Annotated in this window: 16 protein-coding genes and 1 tRNA gene; 7 read left to right on the top strand and 10 right to left on the bottom strand. The window is 65.7% G+C overall.

Features of this window, described 5'->3' with window-relative positions; translation table 11 throughout:
- The first annotated feature begins 3 nt into the window (after positions 1-3).
- The gene (pbpC, locus tag Herbaro_RS13710) at positions 4-2,238 is read left to right on the top strand and encodes a penicillin-binding protein 1C (protein WP_275010185.1); all 2,235 of its coding nucleotides are present in this window, start codon (positions 4-6) and stop codon (positions 2,236-2,238) included.
- A gap of 241 nt (positions 2,239-2,479) precedes the next feature.
- Here pbpC and Herbaro_RS13705 read toward each other — a convergent pair.
- The 7 genes from Herbaro_RS13705 to argH all read right to left on the bottom strand — a co-directional run bounded on the left by Herbaro_RS13705 (position 2,480) and on the right by argH (position 9,522).
- Positions 2,480-2,564: transfer RNA gene (locus tag Herbaro_RS13705), tRNA-Leu, on the bottom strand.
- A gap of 621 nt (positions 2,565-3,185) precedes the next feature.
- Positions 3,186-3,911 carry an ABC transporter ATP-binding protein gene (locus tag Herbaro_RS13700; protein WP_275010184.1) on the bottom strand — a complete coding sequence of 242 codons (726 nt, stop codon included), beginning with the start codon at positions 3,909-3,911 and terminating at the stop codon, positions 3,186-3,188.
- Positions 3,908-4,669 (bottom strand): ABC transporter ATP-binding protein, encoded by a 762-nt coding sequence (locus Herbaro_RS13695; RefSeq protein ID WP_275010183.1) that lies wholly within the window; start codon positions 4,667-4,669, stop codon positions 3,908-3,910. The genes Herbaro_RS13700 and Herbaro_RS13695 overlap by 4 nt, the downstream gene beginning before the upstream one ends.
- Positions 4,669-5,553 (bottom strand): branched-chain amino acid ABC transporter permease, encoded by an 885-nt coding sequence (locus tag Herbaro_RS13690; protein ID WP_275010182.1) that lies wholly within the window; start codon positions 5,551-5,553, stop codon positions 4,669-4,671. The genes Herbaro_RS13695 and Herbaro_RS13690 overlap by 1 nt, the downstream gene beginning before the upstream one ends.
- A gap of 4 nt (positions 5,554-5,557) precedes the next feature.
- Positions 5,558-6,439: a branched-chain amino acid ABC transporter permease gene (locus Herbaro_RS13685; protein WP_275010181.1), complete on the bottom strand. Its 882-nt coding sequence runs from the start codon at positions 6,437-6,439 to the stop codon at positions 5,558-5,560.
- Positions 6,440-6,682: 243 nt separating this feature from the next.
- A complete protein-coding gene (locus Herbaro_RS13680) occupies positions 6,683-7,840 on the bottom strand; it encodes an ABC transporter substrate-binding protein (protein WP_275010180.1) in 1,158 nt (385 codons plus the stop codon).
- Between the two features lie 287 nt (positions 7,841-8,127).
- Positions 8,128-9,522: an argininosuccinate lyase gene (argH, locus tag Herbaro_RS13675; RefSeq protein ID WP_275010179.1), complete on the bottom strand. Its 1,395-nt coding sequence runs from the start codon at positions 9,520-9,522 to the stop codon at positions 8,128-8,130.
- Positions 9,523-9,885: 363 nt separating this feature from the next.
- Here argH and Herbaro_RS13670 point away from each other — a divergent pair, with 363 nt between their 5' ends.
- Entirely contained in the window at positions 9,886-10,710 is an 825-nt protein-coding gene (locus Herbaro_RS13670) for an HDOD domain-containing protein (RefSeq protein WP_275010178.1), read from the top strand.
- 115 nt (positions 10,711-10,825) lie between these two features.
- Here the strand turns inward: Herbaro_RS13670 and Herbaro_RS13665 are convergent, their stop codons facing one another.
- A complete protein-coding gene (locus tag Herbaro_RS13665) occupies positions 10,826-11,722 on the bottom strand; it encodes a dienelactone hydrolase family protein (protein WP_275010177.1) in 897 nt (298 codons plus the stop codon).
- 455 nt (positions 11,723-12,177) lie between these two features.
- On the bottom strand, positions 12,178-15,093 hold the full coding sequence (gene ppc, locus Herbaro_RS13660) for a phosphoenolpyruvate carboxylase (RefSeq protein ID WP_275010176.1): 2,916 nt from the start codon (positions 15,091-15,093) through the stop codon (positions 12,178-12,180).
- Positions 15,094-15,282: 189 nt separating this feature from the next.
- On the opposite strand from ppc, the gene hemC reads away from it, so the two are divergent.
- The 5 genes from hemC to ppa all read left to right on the top strand — a co-directional run bounded on the left by hemC (position 15,283) and on the right by ppa (position 20,260).
- Positions 15,283-16,239, top strand: a complete 957-nt coding sequence (gene hemC / locus Herbaro_RS13655; protein ID WP_275010175.1) for a hydroxymethylbilane synthase — start codon at positions 15,283-15,285, stop codon at positions 16,237-16,239.
- On the top strand, positions 16,223-17,017 hold the full coding sequence (locus Herbaro_RS13650; RefSeq protein WP_275010174.1) for a uroporphyrinogen-III synthase: 795 nt from the start codon (positions 16,223-16,225) through the stop codon (positions 17,015-17,017). The genes hemC and Herbaro_RS13650 overlap by 17 nt, the downstream gene beginning before the upstream one ends.
- Entirely contained in the window at positions 17,014-18,204 is a 1,191-nt protein-coding gene (locus Herbaro_RS13645; protein WP_275010173.1) for a uroporphyrinogen-III C-methyltransferase, read from the top strand. Before Herbaro_RS13650 ends, Herbaro_RS13645 begins: the two co-directional genes overlap by 4 nt.
- Before the next feature lie 19 nt (positions 18,205-18,223).
- Entirely contained in the window at positions 18,224-19,423 is a 1,200-nt protein-coding gene (locus tag Herbaro_RS13640) for a heme biosynthesis protein HemY (RefSeq protein WP_275010172.1), read from the top strand.
- A gap of 300 nt (positions 19,424-19,723) precedes the next feature.
- Positions 19,724-20,260, top strand: a complete 537-nt coding sequence (gene ppa, locus Herbaro_RS13635; protein WP_275010171.1) for an inorganic diphosphatase — start codon at positions 19,724-19,726, stop codon at positions 20,258-20,260.
- A gap of 372 nt (positions 20,261-20,632) precedes the next feature.
- Here ppa and Herbaro_RS13630 read toward each other — a convergent pair whose 3' ends face one another.
- Positions 20,633-22,297, bottom strand: coding sequence for a peptide chain release factor 3 (locus Herbaro_RS13630; protein ID WP_275010170.1), 1,665 nt, complete (start codon positions 22,295-22,297; stop codon positions 20,633-20,635).
- Between the last annotated feature and the right edge of the window lie 139 nt (positions 22,298-22,436).

The following is a 22,436-nucleotide window of genomic DNA, read 5'->3' as shown; positions in this document are numbered from 1 at the left end:
GACATGAATGCCAGAAGCGACACGATGAAGGCGCTGCGGGCGCTGCTGCTGGGGGCCATCTTGCTGGCCCCCGCAGCGGCCTCTGCAGTGCCGTCCTTCGCCGAGGTGCAGCGTGATTTCCTGCCGTCCGAGGCCAGCCTCTACGACCGTCATGGCGAGCTCCTGCAGCGCGTGCGCCTCAATATGGACGAGCGCAAGCTGGCCTGGGTGAAGCTGGAAGATGTCTCGCCGGCGCTGCGCGACGCGCTGATCGCGTCGGAAGACCGGCGCTTCTACCAGCACAGCGGCATCGACTGGAACGCCGTGGCGGCCTCGGCCTGGGGCAACCTGTGGCATACCCGCACGCGCGGCGCCTCCACCATCACCATGCAGCTGGCGGGGCTGGTCTATGACGACCTGCGCCGCAAATCCGGCGCGCGCTCGTTTTCGCAAAAGGTCTCGCAGGCCTTCGTGGCGCAGTCGCTGGAGCGCTCCTGGCGCAAGGACCAGATCCTTGAGGCCTATCTCAACATGGTGGCCTTCCGCGGCGAGCTGGTCGGCGTGCACGCATTGTCGCGCGTGATGTTCGGCAAGCATCCCAGCGGCCTGAACCAGAGCGAGGCCGCCATCGCCGTGGCGCTGATCCGCGCGCCCAACGCCGCGCCGCGCCGGGTGGCCGAGCGCGCCTGCGCCATCCTCAAGGACGAGGGCGCGCCGCAGCAATGCCAGGGCATGGACGGCGCCGCCGAACTGGCGCTGGCGCGCGTGACCGCCCGCCGCGAGCTGCCGGGCGCCAGCGACTCGCCGCAGCTCGCGCCGCACCTGGCGCGCAAGCTGCTGACCCGGCCCGGCCAGCAACTGCGCGCCACGCTGGACGCGCCGCTGCAGCGCTTCGCCGCGCAGGCGCTGCGCCACCAGCTGGCGGGCCTGGCCGAGCGCAACATCGAAGACGGCGCGGTAATCGTCATCGACAACGCCAGCGGCGAGGTGCTGGCCTGGGTCGGCTCCAGCGGCAGCCTGTCGGCCGCGGCCAACGTCGACGGCGTGGTGGCGCAGCGCCAGGCCGGCTCCACGCTGAAACCCTTCCTCTATGAGCTGGCGATCGAGCACAAGTGGCTGACCGCAGCCTCGCTGCTGGACGACTCGCCGGTCAACCTGGCCACCTCGGCCGGCCTCTATATCCCGCAGAACTACGACAAGCAGTTCAAGGGCCTGGTCAGCCTGCGCACCGCGCTGGGTTCATCGCTCAACATCCCGGCCGTGCGCACGCTGGTGATGGTGTCGCCGGAGCGCTTCTTCCAGCGCCTGCAGGCGCTCGGTTTCGGTCTGCGCGAGAGCGGCGACTACTACGGCTACAGCCTGGCCCTGGGCAGCGCCGACGTCACCCTGGCCAATCTCGCCAACGCCTACCGCGCGCTGGCCAACCAGGGGCGGTATTCGCCGCTGCGCACACGGCTCGACGAGGCCGCCGCGCCGCGCTTCACCCGTGCAATGGATGCGGACGCGTCCTACATCATCGGCGACATCCTCTCCGACCGCAGCGCCCGCGCGCGCACCTTCGGCCTGGAGAACGCGCTGTCCACGCGCAGTTGGACGGCGGTGAAGACCGGCACCTCCAAGGACATGCGCGACAACTGGTGCGTCGGCTATTCCGCCCCCTACACGGTCGGCGTGTGGGTCGGCAACGCTTCCGGCGCGCCGATGTGGGACGTCTCCGGCGTCACCGGCGCGGCGCCCGTGTGGCAAGAGGTGATGCAATACCTGCACGCGCGCCGCCCGGGCGCGGCGCCGCCCAAGCCGGCCGGCGTCGAGGCGCGCGCGATCCGCTACGAGGACGAGGTCGAGGCCGCGCGCACCGAATACTTCCTGCCCGGCACCGCGCAATCGGAGATCCGCATCGCCCGCGCGCGCGAGATCCGGCCATCGATCAGCTATCCGACCGCCGGCATGCTGGCCGCGCTCGATCCCGATATCCCGCCGGCGCGCCAGCGCATCCGCTTCCGCGCACAGGGCGCGCCCGCGGGCAGCCGCTGGGCCCTGGACGGAAAGGCGATGCCGGAGGCCGTGATGAAAGCGGGGCAGGTGCGCGTGCAGCGCATCGCCGCCAATGCGCAGGACGAGCTCGCCTACGACTGGATGCCGTGGCCAGGCAAGCATGTGCTGAGCTTGCAGGATGCAGCGGGGAAGGAGCTGGACAGCGTGCGCTTTGAAGTGCGCGGGGCGGTGGAGCGGCCGCGTGAGGCGGGCAAGAAGAAATAACAAAGAGAGGGAACGCAGGCGCTTTGCTCGCGTGCCCCAAAACGCAAAAGGCCGATTGATTTTCATCAATCGACCTTTTATGTTTTGGTGCCCACGGAGGGACTCGGTCACGTGCCGCGACCCCGCCGGGCCTTGCAAGGCCCGGCTTTCTCGTCCCACCCGCAAAGCGCGCAGGCGCTTTGCTCGCGTGCCCCAAAACGCAAAAGGCCGATTGATTTTCATCAATCGACCTTTTATGTTTTGGTGCCCACGGAGGGACTCGAACCCCCACACCTCGCGGCACATGGACCTGAACCATGCGCGTCTACCAATTCCGCCACGTGGGCTTTTCGGCACTGCGGTGAAGCTGCTGTGCTTGAAAGAGGCTGCATATTAAGGGTAATCGTGGAGGTGGTCAACAGCTAATTTGAATTTTTTACGGATTTTTTCTGGATGCATTCAAATCGCATGATTTCGCTCTGGGTATCCACGCGAGTCATCCCGGTGACTGTCCGGATCAAGCCTCATTCGCTGCGGTTCTGGAGCCGCAGAACGACGCTGGGTCCCTGCTTTCGCAGGGACGACACTGTGGAGGTCGCCAATACCGCCACGCGCTCCAGTCACCTCACTCGCTGTCGTTCCCGCGAAAGCGGGAACCCAGTGCAATACCGCCACGCGCTCCAGTCACCTCACTCGCTGTCGTTCCCGCGAAAGCGGGAACCCAGTGTCGTTCGTTGCACTTCGATGGCCGTAGCACGACACTGGATCCCTGCTTTCGCAGGGACGACACTGCGGAGGTCGCCAATACCGCCACGCGCTCAAGTCGCCTTACTCCCTGTCGTTCCCGCGAAAGCGGGAACCCAGTGTCGTTCGTCGCGCCATGACTGCCGGGACACCTCGGTCGAACGGCGCAAGGAAAAACGGCGACCATCAGGGCCGCCGTTTTTCCTTGCGCAAGACAATGCCGGTCAACCGCCGAGATAAGCCTCGACCACCTTGGGATTGCCCAGCAGGTTGGCGCCGGTGTCGGCCAGCACGATCTTGCCGGTTTCCAGCACGTAGCCGTGCTGCGCGATGCGCAGCGCCTGGCGCACGTTCTGTTCCACCAGCAGCACCGTCATGCCGGTCTTGTTGATCTCCTGCACGATGCGGAAGATCTCCTGGATAATCAGCGGCGCGAGACCCATCGACGGTTCGTCCAGCAGCAGCACTTTGGGCTTGGCCATCAGCGCGCGGCCGATCGCCAGCATCTGCTGCTCGCCGCCGGAGAGGTTACCCGCCAGGCCGGCGGCGCGGTTCTTGAGCACCGGGAAGAGGGTGTAGACCCACTCCAGATCGCGCGCCACGCCGTCCTTGTCGCGACGGGTGTAGGCGCCCAGCGCGAGGTTCTCCTCGACCGTCAGCGTGGTCAGCGTGGCGCGGCCTTCGGCCACTTGCACCACGCCGGACTCGACGATCTTGTGCGGCGACAGGCGGGTCAGGTCCTCGCCATTGAAGAGCACCTTGCCGCGCGCGGCCTTCACCAGGCCGGAGATGGCCAGCAGCGAGGTGCTCTTGCCGGCGCCGTTGGCGCCGACCAGCGCGGTGATCTCGCCTTCGTTCAGGGTCAGGCTGATGCCCTTGACCGCTTCGATGTGGCCGTAGGCGACGGCCAGGTCCTCGACTTGCAGGATGGGTTTGGTGGCGCCTGTCATGCTTCTTCCTTGCCGAGGTAGGCCTCGATCACTTCCTGGTTGTTCTTGATCTGGTCCGGCGTGCCTTCGGCGATGATCTTGCCGAAGTTGAGCACGGCGATGCGCTCGCACAGGCCCATCACGAAACGCATGTCGTGCTCGATCATGAAGATCGAGAAGCCGCGCTGCTTGATGTTGACGATCTCGGCCATCAGCTCGGTCTTCTCCGACGGGTTCATGCCGGCCACCGGTTCGTCCAGCAGCAGCAGCTTGGGGCGCGTGGCCAGGGCGCGGGCGAACTCCAGCTTGCGCTGTTCGCCGTAGGAGAGGCTGTCGGCCAGCATGTGCGCCTTGTGCTCCAGGCGCACCCACGACAGCAGCTCCAGCGCGCGCTCGCGCGCTTCCTTCTCGACCTTGCGGAAACCGCCCAGGTTGAACAGCATGCTGGCCACGCCGTAGTTCAGGTGGTCGTGCATGCCCACCACCACGTTTTCCAGCAGCGTCATTTCCTTGAACACGCGGATGTTCTGGAAGGTGCGCGCGATGCCGCGTTCGGTGATCTTGTGCGGGGCGACCTGGCCGATGTCCTCGCCGTTGAAACTGATGCTGCCGGAAGAGGCGCGCAAGAGGCCGGTGATGAGGTTGAACACGGTCGTCTTGCCGGCGCCGTTGGGGCCGATCAGGCCGAAGATCTCGCCCTGGTTGACGTTGAAGTTCACGCCCTGCAGCACCTGCAGGCCGCCGAAGTTCTTGCTGATCTGGTTGAGTTGTAACAGCATCACTTCACCTTCTTTCCGGCTTGTTGCGCATTGCGGCCCAGGAAGCCGCGGATGCGGCGCGGATCCCAGATGCCCTTGGGCAGGTACAGCACCACCAGGATCAGGATCAGGCCGTTGATGGCCAGGCGGAAGTCCTTGAAGTGGCGCAGCACTTCAGGCAGCAGCGAGAGGATGGTCGAGCCGATCATCGGGCCGATCAGGTTGCTGGTGCCGCCGAAGACCGCCATGGTCAGGATGTCGACCGCGTTCTCGAAGCCGTAGTTGTTGGGGCCGATGGTGAAGGTGAAGTGCGCGTTCAGGCCGCCGGCCACGCCAGCGATCGCCGCGCCGATCACGAAGGCCAGCAGCTTGTAGCCGGCCACGTTCACGCCCATCAGGCGCGCCGCCACTTCGTCTTCCTTGATCGCCTCGAAGGCGCGGCCGGTCTTGGAGCGGCGCAGGCGCGCCAGCGCGTAGATGGTCACGCCCAGGATCAGCACGATATGCCACCACTCGGTGAGCGGCGGCACGCCGTTCAAGCCCATGGGGCCGCCGGTGACATCCAGGTTCAGCACGATCACGCGCACCACTTCGCCGAAGCCCAGCGTGGCCATGGCCAGGTAGACCCCGGACAGGCGCAGCGTGGGGATGCCGATCACCAGCGCCACCAGCGCGGGCAGCACGCCGCCGGCGGCCAGCGCGATGGGCAGCGGCAGCTCGTATTGCATCGTCAGCAGCGACGCGGTGTAGGCGCCGATGCCCATGAAGGCGGCGTTGGCCAGCGAGAGCAGGCCGCACGACAGCGTCACGTAGATGGAGAGGGCCAGCATGGCGTTGACGCCGATGCTGAAAATAACGGTGTTGTAGGTGGCCCAGAAGCCATCCCACCATTCCATAAAGCTCATGGTCTTATGCCTTTCTTTCCAGCACTTTGCCAAACATGCCGGACGGCTTGACCAGCAGGATCAGGAACAGGAGGCCGAAGGCCACCGCGTCGCGGAAGTCGCTTGAGATGTACGCCACGGTCAGCACCTCGGCGAAGCCGAGGAACAGGCCGCCGATCATCGCGCCGCGGATGTCGCCCATGCCGCCCAGGATGATCACGGCGATGCCCTTGTGCAGCATCGGCTGGCCCATGAAGGGCGAGATCGCATTGAAGGACACGCCCACCAGCACGCCGGCGGCGCCCCCGAGCGCGGCGGCCGCGAACGAGGTCAGGAGGAACAGGCCTTCGACGTTGATGCCCAGCAGGTATGCCGCCTTGGGCGATTCGGCGATGGCCCGCAGGGCGCGGCCCAGCTGGGTCTTGCGCATCACGCCCAGCAGCACCACCATCAGCACGAAGGCGATCACGATGATCGCCACCTGTACCGCGGTGATGTGCAGGTTGCCCAGGCTTACGCTTTCCTCGGGGATGGTGCCCACCGGGAAGCGCTTGTTCTCGGCGCCGAAGATGCCCTGCGAAATGTTGGTGATCATGATCGCCACGCCGATGGTGGCGATCATGGGAATGAGGTGGGGCGCATTGCGGCGGCGCAAAGGCTTCAAGACCAGCACGTCCACGACCAGGCCGATCAGGCCGGTGGCCACCATGGCCAGGATCAGCGCCAGCCACAGCGGCAGCGCCATCTGCTCGACCAGCAGCAGGGCGGCGTAGCTGCCCAGCATGAAGATCGCGCCGTGCGAAAGGTTGATCACGCCCAGGACGCCGAAGACCAGCGTGAAGCCGAGCGCGAAGAGCGCATACACGCTGCCCAGCGAGAGGGCATTGATGAGCTGTTGTTCTAACATAGGACCTGCATTAGGTGATGGGATGCTCCCGCGCCTGACGTATCCCCGGCAGGCGGGCGCTGTATCCCTCGTTGCATCGTCGGAACTGCGGCCTTTCCCAAGGCCTGTTCTGATTCCGTGCCGTGAAACCGGTTTGGCACCGGCGCTGCTTGCTCGCCCCCGATGCAGACATGGCCGCCATTGCCGGCGGCCATGCCGTACTTGCCGGGGAGCGCGGCCGGCCAGGCCGGACCGCTTCGGTGCTTACTTCAGCAGGACGAACTTGCCGCCCTTGGCGATGTTGACGATCGCTTCCTGGTCGGCGTCGAAACCGACCTGCTTGCCGGCCACGGCCGGTGCCGCGCGGAAGGCGAACTTGCCGGTGGCGCCGTCGATCTTCACGGCCGGCAGGGCGGCGCGGATGGCGTCGCGGTCCTTGGCCAGGTTGCCCGACAGCTTCACGGTCTTCAGCGCTTCGGCCATGATGTACAGGGCGTCATACGCTTGCGCGGCGAACTGGTCTGGCTCGGAGCCGAACTTGGTCTTGAACGCGGCGATGAAGGCCTTGTTGGCCGGCGTCAGGTTTTCCGACGACCAGGGGCTGCCCATCAGGGTGTTGTCGCCGGCATCCTTGGCGATCTCGAACAGCTTCGGCGAGTTCAGGCCGTTGCCGCCGATGAACGGCTGCTTCATGCCCAGCGCGCGGGTCTGCAGGATGATGTTGGCGGCTTCCTCGGCCAGGCAGGAGCAGACGATGGCGTCCGGGTTGCCGGCCTTGATCTTGGTCAGCTGGGCCTTGAAGTCGACGTCGCCCTTGGCATAGGCCTCGGTGGTGGTGGTCGGGATCTTCTGCTGTTCCAGCGTGGCCTTGAAGACGTCGTAGCCGGACTTGGTGAAGGCGTCGTCGTTGCCGTAGATCACGGCGACCTTCTTGATGCCGAAGTGCTTTACGGCGGCCTTGACGGTGACGGGCAGCACGTCGGCTTCCATCACGGAGTTGCGGAAGGTGAAGGGACCCATCGCGGTGATGCCGTCAGCAGTGTTGCTGGTGCCGAAGGCCACGACCTTGGCGGCGTTGGCGATCGGGTCGGCGGCGAAGGCCGAGTTCGACAGGGTGGGGCCGAACACTGCCAGCACCTTGTCCTGGAAGATCAGTTTCTTGAAGACGTTGATGGCTTCTTCCTTCTTGCCTTGTTCGTCTTCGATGACCAGTTCGAGCTTGCTGCCGTTGACGCCGCCCTTGGCGTTGATTTCTTCGGCGGCCAGCGTGAAGCCGTTCTTGATGGCCACGCCATACTTGGCGGCCGGGCCGGTCAGCGCTTCGGCGACGCCCAGCTTGATGTCGGCGGCCAGCGCGCCGGTCGACAGGGTCGCGCCCAGCAGCAGCGCGGGAATGGTCTTGAGCATGGTATTGATTTGCATCGAGTTCTCTCCTCAGTTAGATATTGTAGAAACCGACCGTCGTCGCCCGTGCAGCCCGGCGCGGGTTGGCGCGGTGGTTCCTTCATCGAGGATGATGCAAAGTCGCCTGGGATAACAGGTCTAGTGCTCCATCCTCTGAAGACTGTTTTGCAGTCTCGTTCGATACAGCCGGCACAGCATACATCAAATGGCAGCTGCGCAGGCCTCAACACACCGCCGCGGCAAGCCCGGGTAGGGCGCGCCGCGGCGACATGCGAATCCGTCCCCGAAGGTACGGCGGGTGGTGCTTACTTCAGTTCGTTGCGGATATGGGCGATGGCCGCGCGCACCTGGTTGGGTGCGGTGCCGCCGATGTGGTCGCGGGCGGCGACCGATCCTTCCAGCGTCAATACGTCGAATACGTCGGCGCCGACCAGCGGCGAGAATGCGCGCAGCTCATCCAGCGACAGGTCGGCCAGGTCGCAACCCTTGTCCACGCAGGTGCGCACCGCATGCGCGACGGCCTCGTGGGCGTCGCGGAAGGGCAGGCCCTTCTTGACCAGGTAGTCGGCCAGGTCGGTGGCGGTGGCGTAACCCTGCAGCGCGGCCGCGCGCATGGCTTCCGGCTTGACGCTGATGCCGCGCGCCATGTCGGCGAAGATGCGCAGCGTGTCGGTGAGGGTGTCGACGGTGTCGAACAGCGGTTCCTTGTCTTCCTGGTTGTCCTTGTTGTAGGCCAGCGGCTGGCCCTTCATCAGGGTCAGCAGCGACACCAGGTGGCCGTTGACGCGGCCGGTCTTGCCGCGCGCCAGTTCCGGCACGTCCGGGTTCTTCTTCTGCGGCATGATCGAGGAGCCGGTGCAGAAGCGGTCGGCGATGTCGATGAAGCCCACGCGCGGGCTCATCCAGATCACCAGCTCTTCGGACATGCGCGAGATGTGCGTCATCACCAGCGCTGCGGCGGCGCAGAATTCGATGGCGAAGTCGCGGTCGGAGACGGCGTCCAGCGAATTGCGGCAGACATCGTCGAAGCCCAGCGTCCTGGCCACGCGCAGGCGGTCGATCGGGAAGGTGGTGCCGGCCAGGGCGGCGGCGCCCAGCGGCAGGCGGTTGATGCGCTTGCGGGCGTCGAGCATGCGCTCGGCGTCGCGGCCGAACATCTCGACGTAGGCCAGCACGTGGTGGCCGAAGGTGATCGGCTGCGCCACCTGCATGTGGGTGAAGCCGGGCAGGATGGTGTCGGCGTGCTGTTCGGCCAGGTCCAGCAGGGCCAGGCGCAGTTCGCGCAAGAGGCCGGTGATGTCGTCCACGGCGCCGCGCATGTAGAGGCGGATGTCGGTGGCCACCTGGTCGTTGCGCGAGCGGCCGGTGTGCAGGCGCTTGCCGGCGTCGCCGACCAGTTCGGTCAGGCGCTTCTCGATGTTGAGGTGGACGTCTTCCAGGTCCAGCAACCACTCGAACTTGCCGGCATCGATTTCGCCCTTGATCTGCGCCATGCCGCGCTGGATTTCAGCGTAGTCGGCGGCGCTGATGATGCCCTGGTGGGCCAGCATTTCCGCGTGCGCGAGCGAGCCCTGGATGTCGACCTGGGCCAGGCGGTTGTCGAAGAAGACCGATGCGGTGTAGCGCTTGACGAGATCGGAAACGGGTTCAGAGAAGCGAGCCGACCAGGCTTCGCCCTTTTTCGAAAATTGGTCTGTCATATAGGGAATTCCGGAGAATGGGCGATTATAGCAAGCGCCGTCGCGCCAAGCCACGCCGCCGCAGTGGGAAATGCCGGGCGATGCGGTTTTTTCGCATTGGCCATGCTGTCGGGCGCACGCTTTTTTCAGCCGCCGGGAAGTCGATTTCCCACGAGTGAAGAGCTGAGAATTTATGATATTTCTGCATGGCATTGTTTATGCTTGTTGTTTCTGCGCAGTCTCTTCCGCAAAGCGCAAAAAGCTTGCCCGATTGGCAAATCTAGCCGCTATACTCGAATCGCGATGACTGACCCGGTAGTTACCGGGAAAGTTGAGAAACGCTGAAGAAAGATGTCTGGGGGTAGTCTTACAGGAGAGAAGGTCATGAATTTGGAAGCACTGTTTCAGCAGCAAACGGCATTGCCAAGCATTCCCAAGGTGGTGCAGGAAGTCATCGAAAGCTTCAACAACGAATCCGTCTCGATCGAAGAGATCGGCAAGAAACTGGCCGCAGACCAGGTGCTGAGCGCGAAGATCCTGCGCCTGGCCAACTCCTCTTATTACCATGTCTCGCGCACCATCGGCACCGTCGAGGATGCCGTGCTGATGCTGGGCTTCATGACCGTGCGCACCCTGGTGGTGTCGACCGGCATGGCGGGCAGCTTCAAGAAGCTGCCGGGCGTCGACCTGAAGCTGTTCTGGCGCTATAGCCTGGACACCGCGATCGTCGCCAAGTGGCTGGCCAAGCGCCTCAAGGTCAATTCCGATTTCGCCTTCACCGTCGGCCTGATGCATGCCATCGGCCAGCTGGTGATGCATGCCGGCATGCCCGAGCAGGCGCTGCAGGTGGACAAGGTGGCCGGCCCACTGGATGCGCGCCGCCTGGATGTCGAGCGCAAGTCCTTCGGCTACGACTTCTCCGACGTCGGCGCCGAGCTGGCCAAGCGCTGGCGCTTCCCGGACGAGTTCTCGCAGGTGATCAAGGGCTTCCCGCAGCCGCTGGAAGGCAAGTTCGACCAGTTCGCCGCGATCGTGCACCTGGCCGCCTGGCGCGCCCGCGCGGAAGAAAACAAGTATTCCGCCGACGAGCTGGAGTCGACCTTCCCGTCGGACGTGGCCGAGAAGCTGGGCCTGGGACTGGCCGTGTTCACCGAGGAAATGCCGCCGCTGCCGGAGCTGAGCGAAGGCATGCAGGAACTGATCAACTGAGATCCCTGGGCCAACGCCTCCACGCCGCAAACAAAAATGCCGGCCCCCGAAAGTGGGCCGGCATTTTTCATTGGAGCCTGCCGGCGGCCGTCGAGGCCGGGCATGCTCGGTGACGTCAATAATTGAGCTTGGCGTCCAGGAAGTTGAGCATGGAGCGGTAGGCCTGGCTGCGCGCATCGGGATTGGCGCCGCTGGTTACGCCCTCGCCGGGCTTGCCGATGCCGGCGATGTCCATGCGCACGTGCACCGGCAGGCCGGGCGCGTCGAAATCATGGTAGGTGTCGGGGTAGAGGCGCAGCGCGATCTCGGTGTCGGCGCCTTGCATCTTGCTCTGCAGGGATTCGCAGGCCTGCGGCGGCGTCCAGTCGTCGTTCTCGCCCATCAGGATCAGCAGCGGCGCGGCCGGCTTGAAGGGCGCGCTCGGCTTGGCGTAGGGGCGGCAGTCGGGATAGAAGGCCACCGCCGCGCGCGGCTGGATCTTGCGCACGGCCACGTCGGTGTCGGCCAGGTTGAGCGAGGCCAGCACCGTGGAGGCGCCGTGCGACCAGCCCAGCAGCGCGACGCGGCTCATGTCCACGTCCTTCTGGGTCGAGACCCAGTGCAAGGCCGCCTGCACGTCGTAACGGCGGTTCATGGCGCTGGTCTCGCGCTGGGCCAGGGTGTCCTGGCAGGTGGAGCGGCGCCCGCGCGGGGTGAAGCTGTCCGGGAACAGCACGTTGTAGCCGGCGTCGGAAAGCACGCGCGCCATGGCCAGGTGGCGCGGTGTGAATTCGCCCTTGCCGTCGCGCACCATGCTGTACAGGCCGCCGCAGCCGTGCAGTGCGATCACGGTCGGGAACCTGCCGTTCTTGTCGGTGGCCAGCGTGGTGCGGGCCTTGATCCAGACACCGTAGAGCGAGGTGGCGCGGCCGCCCTTGCCGTCGACGCTGGTCAGCGAGACGCGCTGCGCCTGCAGCGGAGGCGGCGGCGCCGACGTCGGCGCGGCATGGACGAGCGTGGATGCGGCAAGCAAAAGAGTGCCGATGCAAAGCGAGAAGAGAGATGTTCCCCGGATGCGCATGTTTGTGTGGTTCCCCGTATCGATGTCCGCGCCGTCGTTCTCGACTTGTCCCCATGCGCCGGTCGTTGATTCCTTGATAAGGATCGACGCCCGGCTGCGGCGGCTGCGATGTAATCCCTGATAAGGCTGTATTTTACAAAATGAAGCCCGTGCTTGTCGGGCCGGTTTGTGTTTTTGCACTGCAAAAAACTGATCCAGCGCAGGAAGCGGCATTCTCTGTACGGCTCGCGCAACACAGTTGCCCGGCCGTCAAATGCCATCCTGACCATAGGTTATCGGCATGCCAACCCGGTTCTTGAGACGATACGTTTCATCTTTTTTCTCACTTGCTGTCGCGCAACAAAAAAGCCCCGCTGCCGGGTGCGCAGCGGGGCTTGCCTGAAGCGGCGGCGGTCGGGGGCTGCCGGTCAGCCGGTATTGCGCAGGCCGGCGGCGACGCCGTTGATGGTCAGGTGGATGCCGCGCTGCACGCGTTCTTCCGGTGTGCGCTTGGCGGCCAGGGTGGCCCGGTGGCGCTTGATCAGCTCGACCTGCAAGTGATTGAGCGGATCGAGGTAGGCGAAGCGGTTCTTGATCGAGCGCGCCAGCAGCGGATTGCCGGCCAGGCGATCCTTGCTGCCCGTGATCGACGACAGCAGGGCGCTGGTGCGCTCATGCTCGTCGGTGATGCGGCCGAAGATCGCGTTGCGCAGCTTGCGGTCCGCCACCAGCCCGGCGTAGCGCGAGGCCACGGCGAGGTCGGTCTTGGACAGCACCATGTCCATGTTGGAGAGCAGCGCCGCGAAGAACGGCCACTCCTTGCACATGGCGCGCAGCGTGGCCAGGCGCTTGGCGTTTTCCTTGGCGCCGCCGCCGTCGGCCAGCCAGCCCGAGACCGCGCTGCCGAAGCCGTACCAGCCCGGGAACAGCAGGCGGCACTGGCCCCAGGAGAAACCCCAGGGGATCGCGCGCAGGTCTTCGATGCGTTGGGTCGCCTTGCGCGAGGCGGGGCGCGAGCCGATGTTCAACTGCGCGATCTCGGCGATCGGCGTGGCCGCGAAGAAGTAGTCGGTGAAGCCCGGGGTCTCATAGACCAGGTTGCGGTACGCGCGGTAGGCGCGTTCCGAGAGTTCCTCCATCACGCGCTCGAACCCGGCGATCTTGCCGGCTTGCTTGCCGTCGCCGGCGTGCGGCATCAGGCTGGCTTCCAGCGTGGCGGCCACCAGCAGCTCCAGGTTGCGGCGTCCGATCTCCGGGTTGGAGAACTTGGAGGCGATGATCTCGCCCTGTTCGGTCAGGCGGATCTGGCCGTTCACGGTGCCCGGCGGCTGCGCCAGGATAGCCTGGTAGCTGGGGCCGCCGCCGCGGCCCACGGTGCCGCCGCGGCCGTGGAACAGGCGCAGCTTTACGCCGGCCTGGTTGAACAGCGCGACCAGCTGGTTCTCGGCCTTGTACAGCTCCCAGTTGGAGGTGAGGAAGCCGCCGTCCTTGTTGGAGTCGGAGTAGCCCAGCATCACCTCCTGCAGCTTGCCCTGCCCGGCGATGAGGGGTTTCACCTGCGGCAGCGCCAGCCAGCCGTGCATGATCTCGGCGGCGCAGCGCAGGTCGGGAATGGTCTCGAACAGCGGGATGACCATCAGCTCCAGTTCCTTCAACTGGTTGCCCTCGATGTGCAGCAGGCCGGTTTCCTTCTGCAGCAGCAGCACTTCGATCAGGTCGGACAGCGTCTCGGTGTGCGAGATGATGTAGTTGCGGATGGCGCGCTCGCCGTAGCGGCGGCGGATCTCGCGCGCCGCGCGCAGGATGGACAGCTCGGAATTGGTTTCGTCGGCGTATTCCAGGTAGGGCGAATGCAGCAGGCGCGGCTTGGCCAGTTCGCCCAGCAGCAGCGCGACCTTGCGCTCCTCGGAGAGGCCGGCGTAGTCGCTCTCCACCTGCGCCTTGGCGAACAGTTCTGCCAGCACGCGCTCGTGGACGTCGGAGCTCTGGCGCATGTCCAGCGTGGCCAGGTGGAAACCGAAGATCTCGACCGCGCGCTTCAAGCCCGCCAGGCGCGGCTTGACCAGCGCGGCCCCATGGTTGGCCTGCAGCGAGCTCACCAGCACCTCCAGCTCGGCCACGCAATCGGCCGGCGCCTCGTAGGGCGCGGCGGCGCCGACTTCCTGGCGCAGGATGTTGACCACGCCCAGCGCGCGGGCCGTGGCCGCCAGACGCGCATAGATGCCGATCAGCGCGCGGCGGTAAGGCTCGTCGGCGCGGTGGTCGGAATGGTCGGGCGAGGCGTCGGCCAGCGCCAGCAGTTCGGGGCTGGCGTCCACCATCAGTGTGGAGATCGACAGCTCGGCGCCCAGCGTGTGCACTTCTTCCAGGTAGTAATCGAAGATCGTGGTGGACTGGCGCTTCAGGGCGTGCTGCATGGTGCCGGCGTTGACGTTGGGATTGCCGTCGCGGTCGCCGCCGATCCAGCTGCCCATCTGCAGGTAAGGCGGCAGCTCGGCCGCGGCGCGCGCCTTGCCGCGCGCCGGGAACTGGCTGTCGATCTCGGCTTCGACGTCGTCATACAGGGCCGGCAGCTCGCGCAGGAAGGTGATGCGGTAATAGGAGAGGGCGTTCTCGATCTCGTCGGCCACCGTCAGCTTGGTATAGCGCAGCATGCGCGTCTGCCACAGCGTGGCGATGCGCGCGCGCAGCAGCTCGGTGTTGTGACGCAGCTCCTTGGGCGTGAGCGGGTTGTCGCGTTCGGCCACCAGGCGCGCGATCTCGCGCTCGGCGTCCAGGATGCTCTTGCGCTGCACCTCGGTCGGGTGCGCGGTCAGCACCGGCGAGACCAGGGCATCCTTCAGGAAATTGCGCACCTGGGCGCCGGACACGCCGGCGTCGTCCAGCTGCGACAGCGCATAGGCCACGCTGCCCGGCTGGGCGGCGGAACCGGCCAGCAGGTGGGCGCGGCGACGGCGGTTGTGGTGCTGGTCCTCGGCGATGTTGGCCAGGTGCGAGAAGTAGGAGAACGCGCGCACCACCGAATTGGTCTGGTCGCGGGTCAGCTTCTTCAGCAGCTTGTCGAGCTCGGCGCCGGCACGGGCGTCGGACTCGCGGCGGAAGCGCACGGCGGTCTGGCGGATGGTTTCCACCACCTCGAAGACCTCGTCGCCTTCCTGCTCGCGAACCACTTCGCCCAGCAGGCGGCCGAGCAGGCGGATGTCTTCTTTCAGCGGCGCGTCCTTGTCGGCGCCGCGCACGGGTTTGCCGGTTTTTCCATTGGCGGGGATTGCCTTGGCATCGCCGGAGCGGGGAGAGGGTGAAGCGGAGCGGGCATTGCGTTTAGTTGGATTTGTAGTCGCCATGATCAACTGTTGCTGCGGTTTTCGAGGGAGAAAGTCGTGCTTGTGGATCGAATTGCCAGGGTGCTGCGTGCTAGAATTTGCTTCGATATTGTTGTCTCAGTCTAATTATTTTTTTCAGTTGGAATCGCCGGCCGCCTGCTTTCCCGTCTCCTCTGCCGCGGGTGCCACGACTGAATCGGAAAGCCCGTCTTGAAAGAATTCCCTCCTTCCAAAATCGTCATCGTCTCGCGTGAAAGCCGCCTTGCCATGTGGCAGGCCGAGTACGTGCGGGACCGGATAAAAACATTATATCCGCAGTGCAGCATCAGTATCCTCGGAACCACCACGCGCGGCGACCAGATCCTCGATCGCACGCTCTCCAAGGTCGGCGGCAAGGGCTTGTTCGTCAAGGAGCTGGAAGTGGCGATGGCCGAGGGCCGCGCCGACCTCGCCGTGCACTGCCTCAAGGACATGCCGATGGAGCTGCCCGAAGGCTTCGAATTGGCCGCCATCCTGGAGCGCGAGGATCCGCGCGACGCCTTCGTCTCCAACGACTACGCCTCGCTGGCCGCCTTGCCGGCCGGCGCCATCGTCGGCACCAGCAGCCTGCGCCGCCAGGCGATGATCGCCGCGCGCTATCCGCAGCTGGTGGTCAAGCCGCTGCGCGGCAACCTCGACACCCGCCTGGCCAAGCTCGACCGCGGCGACTATGCCGCCATCATCCTGGCCGTGGCCGGGTTGAACCGACTGGGCCTGAAGCAGCGCATCCGCGACTGGCTCGATCCCGAGGTGAGCCTGCCGTCGCCCGGCCAGGGCACGCTGGCCATCGAGATCCCGGCCGGCCGCGACGACATCCGCCGCTTCCTGGCGCCGCTGCATGACGAGACTGCTGCAGTGGCTTCCGCCGCCGAGCGCTCGGTCTCGCGCATCTTCGGCGCCAGCTGCCAGATCCCGCTGGCCGCCTATGCCACCGTGGACGGCGCGCGCGTGCGCCTGCGCGCCATGATCGCCACGCCCGACGGCAGCCGCAGCGCGGCCGCCGAAGCCGAAGGCCCGGCCGATGCGCCCGAGGCGCTGGGCGAACAGGTGGCCGACTTGCTCAAGGCCCGGGACGCCGACGCCATCCTCGCCGCCTGCAAGGCGCAGGCTGATGCCGAGGCTTCCTGATCCAGCGGCCGCCTTGCCGGTCGTGGTGACGCGACCGCTGCAGCAGGCGCAGGCCTTCGCCTCCCGCGTGGAGGCGATCGGCCGGCGCGCCGAGATCTTTCCCCTGCTGGCCATCGAGCCGGTGGACGATGTGTCGGGATTGCGGGCCGTGCTGGGCCGCTTGCATGAATTCGCGCTGGCGGTGTTCGTCAGTCCCAACGCCATCGATGCGGTATTTCGCCTGCTGGCCGGCTGGCCGGCGGCGCTGCCCATCGGCATCGTCGGCGAGGGCAGCCGGGCGGCCTTGCGCGCGCATGGCGTGGATGAGGGCAATGCCGTCATCTTCGCGCCGGCGGGCGAGGGCAAGATGGATTCCGAGGAGCTGCTCAAGTCGCTGCCGCTGGCGGGCTTGCGCGGCCGACGCGTGCTGATCGTGCGCGGGCAGAGCGGCCGCGATTTCCTCAGCGAGGCCTTGCAGGAGCAGGGCATCGAGATCGAACACGTGACCGCCTACCGGCGCCTGGCGCCGCCGCTGGACGAGCGCAATCGCGCGCAGTTGCTGGCGCTGGCCGACGGCGGCGGCGACTGGGTGGTCACCAGTTCCGAGGCCCTGCGCAATTTGCTTGAGATGACAAGACTAGCCGGAGGCGACGATCGTGTGGTAAAACTGCAACGACAACGAATCTTTGTCTCGCACCACCGGATCGCCTGCACCGCCCAGTCGCTGGGCTTTTGCTCGGTGATCCTGGCCGGTTCGGGCGACGAACGACTAATTGCCGCGTTACAATCCAGCCCATGAACGAACAGCAATCCACACCAGAGTCCAACCTGCCGGAGACCAAGCCGGAGGCGAGCTACAGCAACACGTCGGCTCCCACTTACTACCCATCCGCGCCGGACGGCACCGCGCCGCTGCGCCGCCGGCAACGCCTGCTGACGATCCTGCTGCTGCTGGTGATCGTCGCGCTGGGCGTGCAATGGTGGATGTCGCGCACCGAACTGCGCGACCTGCGCAGCGAAGTCGCGCAGCGCCTGCAGACCGGCGACAACAGCAGCAACGAGCTCAAGGGCGTGCTGAAGTCGGTGCAGGAAAACACCAAGGAACTGCAATCCAAGGTCAGCGTGCTCGACAGCAAGCAGGCCGAATCCCAGAGCCAGCAGCTGGCGCTGGAGCAGATGTACCAGGACCTCAACAAGAACCGCGACGACTGGGCGCTCTCCGAGATCGAGGAAGTCCTGTCCACCGCTGACCAGCAGCTGGAGCTGGCCGGCAACGTGCAGGGCGCGCTGATCGCGTTGCAGAACGCCGACAAGAGCCTGTCGCGTTCCGACAAGCCGCAATTCATCGCCATCCGTCGCGCCATCGCGCGCGACATCGATCGCCTCAAGGCGCTGCCTACGGTCGACATCGCCGGCATCGCCGTGCGCCTGGACAGCGCCATCGGCCAGATCGACAACATGCCGTTGCTGGTCGATGAGCGTCCGGTGGAGTCGGCCAGCGAGCCCAAGCCGCGCATGGCGCCGCAGGCGGCGCCCGCCAAGGCCAAGCAGGCCAAGGGCAAGAACGAGCCGCAGGCCGCCGCCGAACCGTCGGCCTGGTCGCAGTGGCTGGCCGGCGCCCAGGACAAGTGGCAGAGCATGAGCAGCGAGATGATGGCCGAGCTGCGCCAGCTGGTGCGCATCCGCGAAGTGCAGGCGCCCGAGGCGATCCTGCTGTCGCCGGGCCAGGCCTATTTCGTGCGCGAGAACCTCAAGCTGCGCCTGCTGAACGCGCGCCTGGCGCTGCTCTCGCGCAATGAGTTCGCCTTCCGCAACGACCTGTCGGCGGCCCAGGATTCCATCGCCAAGTATTTCGACACCCGCGCCAAGCAGGTGCAGACCACCCAGGCGCTGTTGAAGCAAGTGCAGGGCAGCAACCTGTCGATCCAGATGCCGACGCTGGCCGAGAGCCTGAACGCGGTGCGCAACTACAAAGCCCGTCGTTGAGCGGATCGGGACTAGCGATATGAAAATACTGCTCTGGCTTCTCACCCTGTTCGCGTCCGCCATCGGCCTGGCCGTGCTGGCGCGCTTCAACCCCGGCAACGTGGTGCTGTTCTATCCGCCGTACCGCGTCGACCTCTCGCTGAACTTCTTCATCTTCCTGGTGCTGGCGGCGTTCCTGGCGATCTACGTCGTCATCCGCGCAGTGCGCCTGACGCAGAAGCTGCCCGGCCGCGTCATCGCCTACCGTCGCGCCAAGCGCGAGAATGAAAGCAACAAGGCCCTGCGCGACTCGCTCAAGGCCTACTTCGAAGGCCGCTTCGGCCAGGCCGAGAAGTCTGCCACGCGCGCCTCCGACCTGCCCGACAACGCCGGCATCGCCGCCCTGATCGCCGCCCGCGCCGCGCACCGCATGCGCCAGGCCGACCGCCGCGACATCTGGCTGGCCAGCACCGAGGTCGACCCGACCCTGAAGCCGGCGCGCCTGATGACCGCGCTGGAGCTGCAGGTCGACGAGCACCAGTTCAAGCAGGCGCTGGAAACGGTGGAAGAGTTGAACGCCAACGGCACCCGCCACATCCAGGCGCTGCAATGGGCGCTCAAGGCCAACCAGCAGGCCAAGAACTGGCCCGAGGTGCTGCGCCTGGTGCAGACGCTGGACAAGCGCAATGCCCTGCATCCGGCGCTGTCCAACCGCCTGCGCGAGATGGCCTACGACGCGCTGATGTCGGACCGCTCGCACGACGCCGAATCGATCCGCCTGCTGTGGTCAGGCGTGCCCGGCGCCGACAAGCTCAAGCCCTTCATCGCCGCGCGCGCGGCTCACGCCTTCTCCAGCCGCGCCCTCCACGACGAGGCGCGCACCCTGCTGGAGCGCGCGCTGGCGGCCGACTGGGATATCCGTCTCTTGCGGGCCTATCGCGAATCCACCGCCGAAGCCGGCTCGGCCGCGCTGCTGGCGCAGATCGAGCATTGCGAGGCCTGGCTCGCCAAGAACCCGACCGATGCCGAGCTGGCGCTGACGCTGGGCATGTTCTGCCTGCGCCAGAAGCTGTGGGGTAAGGCCCAGCGCCACCTGGAGCAGGCCCTGTCGGACGCCATCGAGCCGCGCACCGTGCGCGAGTCCCACCTGGCCCTGGCCCAGCTGCACGAGGCGCTGGACCAGCCGGACCAGGCCAGCGCCCACTACAAGCAGTGCGCGCTGGCGACCGCGATCCGCTGAACCAAATCGCCGGGATCGGAACAAAGGCGGAAGCGGCCCTGGCTGCTCCGCCTTTTTTTATGCCCGCCGGCGCTGTCATGCTGGCGTAAGTTGCGGCCGCTATGTTGGCGGCGATGCTGATCGGAGGCGCCCCGGCATGGACGGCTTGACGCCGGGAAACGCTGCCGATGCGCTTTTCCCCGCGTGGGGTCGGAAGCCGGCCAGAATGCCGCTATAATTGCCGCTTTCTGCGTATTCCAGCGCTTGCGCGCCGATCCAGAATTCCGCTTTTCCGTTTTCTTTCCCCTTAGTGAGAATCCCATGAGCCTGAACAACGTCCCCTCCGGCCGCGACCTGCCGAATGACTTCAACGTGATCATCGAAATCCCGATGAACGCCGATCCGATCAAGTATGAAGTGGACAAGGACACCGGCGCGATCTTCGTCGACCGCTTCATGGGCACCGCCATGCACTACCCGTGCAACTACGGCTACATCCCCCAGACCCTGTCGCAAGACGGCGACCCGGTCGACGTGCTGGTGATCACCCCGTTCCCGCTGATCCCGGGCGTGGTGGTGCGCTGCCGTCCCATCGGCGTGCTCAAGATGAGCGATGAGTCGGGCATTGACGCCAAGCTGCTGGCCGTGCCGGTCGACAAGATCCTGCCGATCTACACCCACTGGCAAAAGCCGGAAGACTTGAACGAGCTGCGCCTGAGCCAGATCAAGCACTTCTTCGAGCACTACAAGGACCTGGAAAAGGGCAAGTGGGTCAAGGTCGAAGGCTGGGAAGGCCCGGACGCCGCCCGCGAGGAAATCCTGGCCGGCGTGGAAGCCTTCAAGAAGGCTGCCAAGTAAGTCTGCGTTTTCTGCGCGATGGAAGAGCCGGCCATGGGCCGGCTTTTTTATTGCCTTGCACTTTGCCGGCTTCGGTGCCGGAGGATGCAAACGTCACTGGATCCCGGCCTTCGCCGGGACGACATGGAATGGCGAGCTTGAACCCTTTGTTGTTTGAGGCCATCCCTTATCCGTCGTCCCGGCGAAGGCCGGGACCCAGCGTCTTCAGTTGTGCATGGCCGGAGTGGATAGAGTGCGACGAACGCCCATGGGTATCCTGCCTCGCGTCGGAATGACAGAGATGGCGACATCAACGAAACCGCGCCACGCCAAAATAAAAAACGCCCGGTCAGGCCATGCCTGCCGGGCGTTCCCATTGGATCGCAACGAAGCTCAATCCAGCTTGGCCGCATGCTCCCGCGTCGCATGGAACACCACTTCCGGCCAGCGTTCCTGCGTCAGGCGCAGGTTCACGCCGGAGCTGGCCAGGTAGGCCAGGTTGCCGGCCGCATCGATGGCCAGGTTGGCGCCGGCCGAGGAGCGCTCGAAATCGGCCAGCTTCTTCTTGTCGTCGCAGGTCACCCAGCGCGCGCTGCTGATGCTGGTGCCTTCGAACACCGCGTCCACGCCGTATTCGTTCAACAGGCGGCTGGCCACCACTTCGAACTGCAGCACGCCCACCGCGCCCAGGATCAGGTCGCTGCCGGTGACCGGCTTGAACACCTGCACCGCACCTTCTTCGCCCAGCTGCTGCAGGCCCTTGTGCAATTGCTTGATCTTCAGCGGGTTGCGGATGCGCGCCACGCGGAAGAAGTCCGGCGCGAAGTAGGGGATGCCGGTGAACTGCAGCATCTCGCCCTCGGAGAAGCTGTCGCCGATCTGCATGTTGCCGTGGTTGGGCAGGCCGATGATGTCGCCGGCGTAAGCCTCTTCCACCTGCTCGCGGCTGGACGCCATGAAGGTCACCACCGAGGACACCTTGATGTCGCGGTTCAGGCGCAGGTGCTTCAACTTCATGCCGCGCTCGAAGCGGCCCGAGCACACGCGCAGGAAGGCGATGCGGTCGCGGTGCGCCGGATCCATGTTGGCCTGGATCTTGAAGACGAAACCGGAGAACGGCTCTTCGATCGGCTGCACGTTGCGCACGGTGGCGTCGCGCCCGCCCGGACCCGGCGCCCAGTCGAGCAGGGCGTTGAGGATCTCGCGCACGCCGAAGTTGTTGATGGCCGAACCGAAGAACACCGGCGTCTGCACGCCGGCCAGGAACTCCTCCAGGTTGAACGGATGCGAGGCGCCGTGCACCAGCTCGACTTCCATCTTCAGCTGTTCGATTTCCATCGGGAACATCTCAACCAGCTTGGGATTGTCGATGCCCTTGATGATTTCCACGCTGCCGTCGGCGCGTTCCTCGCCGGCCTTGAACAGCATGATTTCATCGCGCAGCAGGTGATACACGCCGCGGAAGTTCTTGCCCATGCCGATCGGCCAGGTCACCGGCGCGCACTGGATCTTCAGCACCGACTCCAGCTCGTCGAGCAACTCCAGCGGATCGCGGGTCTCGCGGTCCATCTTGTTCATGAAGGTGATGATGGGCGTGTTGCGCATGCGGCAGACGTTGAGCAGCTTGATGGTCTGCTCTTCCACGCCCTTGGCGGCGTCGATCACCATCAGCGCCGAGTCCACCGCGGTCAGCACGCGGTAGGTGTCTTCCGAGAAGTCCTGGTGGCCCGGGGTGTCGAGCAGGTTCACCACGTGGTCGCGGTATTCGAACTGCATCACCGAGCTGGCCACCGAGATGCCGCGCTGCTTTTCGATCTCCATCCAGTCCGAGGTCGCGTGGCGGCCGCTCTTGCGCGCCTTCACGGTGCCGGCCAGCTGGATTGCGCCCGAGAACAGCAGCAGCTTCTCGGTCAGCGTGGTCTTGCCGGCGTCGGGGTGGGAGATGATGCCGAAGGTGCGGCGGCGCTTCACTTCGCGCGCGATCAGTTCGGTCGAGACCTTGCGGCCGCCGGATTCGTCGGCGCTTGCGCCGGTGATGTCGTTGCTGGGTTCTTGCATGTCGGATCTGTCGGTTCGGGACTGTGCGCCGTCACGGGAGGCCAATGAAAAAGGGCTGGAAAATCCAACCCTTGATGGCCCTGCATGCGCGGCCCGGCGGGCGCGCGCGGCATGTTCGGAAAGCTCTGGAAAGTCCGTG

This window comes from Herbaspirillum sp. WKF16 (genome assembly GCF_028993615.1).
Taxonomy (GTDB): Bacteria; Pseudomonadota; Gammaproteobacteria; order Burkholderiales; family Burkholderiaceae_D; genus Herbaspirillum.
The sequence above is the reverse complement of the archived record's forward strand: the minus strand, read 5'-3'. Positions and strand labels throughout refer to the sequence as shown.

Excerpts from the sequence above, each read along its gene's own strand:
- Herbaro_RS13650 (WP_275010174.1), top strand. The coding sequence starts at position 16,223 with ATGCCGAGGCTTCCTGATCCAGCGGCCGCCTTGCCGGTCGTGGTGACG.
- Herbaro_RS13695 (WP_275010183.1), bottom strand. The coding sequence starts at position 4,669 with ATGCTGTTACAACTCAACCAGATCAGCAAGAACTTCGGCGGCCTGCAG.
- argH (WP_275010179.1), bottom strand. The coding sequence starts at position 9,522 with ATGACAGACCAATTTTCGAAAAAGGGCGAAGCCTGGTCGGCTCGCTTC.
- ppc (WP_275010176.1), bottom strand. The coding sequence starts at position 15,093 with ATGGCGACTACAAATCCAACTAAACGCAATGCCCGCTCCGCTTCACCC.
- ppa (WP_275010171.1), top strand. The coding sequence starts at position 19,724 with ATGAGCCTGAACAACGTCCCCTCCGGCCGCGACCTGCCGAATGACTTC.
- Herbaro_RS13670 (WP_275010178.1), top strand. The coding sequence starts at position 9,886 with ATGAATTTGGAAGCACTGTTTCAGCAGCAAACGGCATTGCCAAGCATT.
- pbpC (WP_275010185.1), top strand. The coding sequence starts at position 4 with ATGAATGCCAGAAGCGACACGATGAAGGCGCTGCGGGCGCTGCTGCTG.
- Herbaro_RS13630 (WP_275010170.1), bottom strand. The coding sequence starts at position 22,297 with ATGCAAGAACCCAGCAACGACATCACCGGCGCAAGCGCCGACGAATCC.
- Herbaro_RS13680 (WP_275010180.1), bottom strand. The coding sequence starts at position 7,840 with ATGCAAATCAATACCATGCTCAAGACCATTCCCGCGCTGCTGCTGGGC.
- Herbaro_RS13685 (WP_275010181.1), bottom strand. The coding sequence starts at position 6,439 with ATGTTAGAACAACAGCTCATCAATGCCCTCTCGCTGGGCAGCGTGTAT.
- Herbaro_RS13690 (WP_275010182.1), bottom strand. The coding sequence starts at position 5,553 with ATGAGCTTTATGGAATGGTGGGATGGCTTCTGGGCCACCTACAACACC.
- Herbaro_RS13645 (WP_275010173.1), top strand. The coding sequence starts at position 17,014 with ATGAACGAACAGCAATCCACACCAGAGTCCAACCTGCCGGAGACCAAG.
- Herbaro_RS13700 (WP_275010184.1), bottom strand. The coding sequence starts at position 3,911 with ATGACAGGCGCCACCAAACCCATCCTGCAAGTCGAGGACCTGGCCGTC.
- Herbaro_RS13640 (WP_275010172.1), top strand. The coding sequence starts at position 18,224 with ATGAAAATACTGCTCTGGCTTCTCACCCTGTTCGCGTCCGCCATCGGC.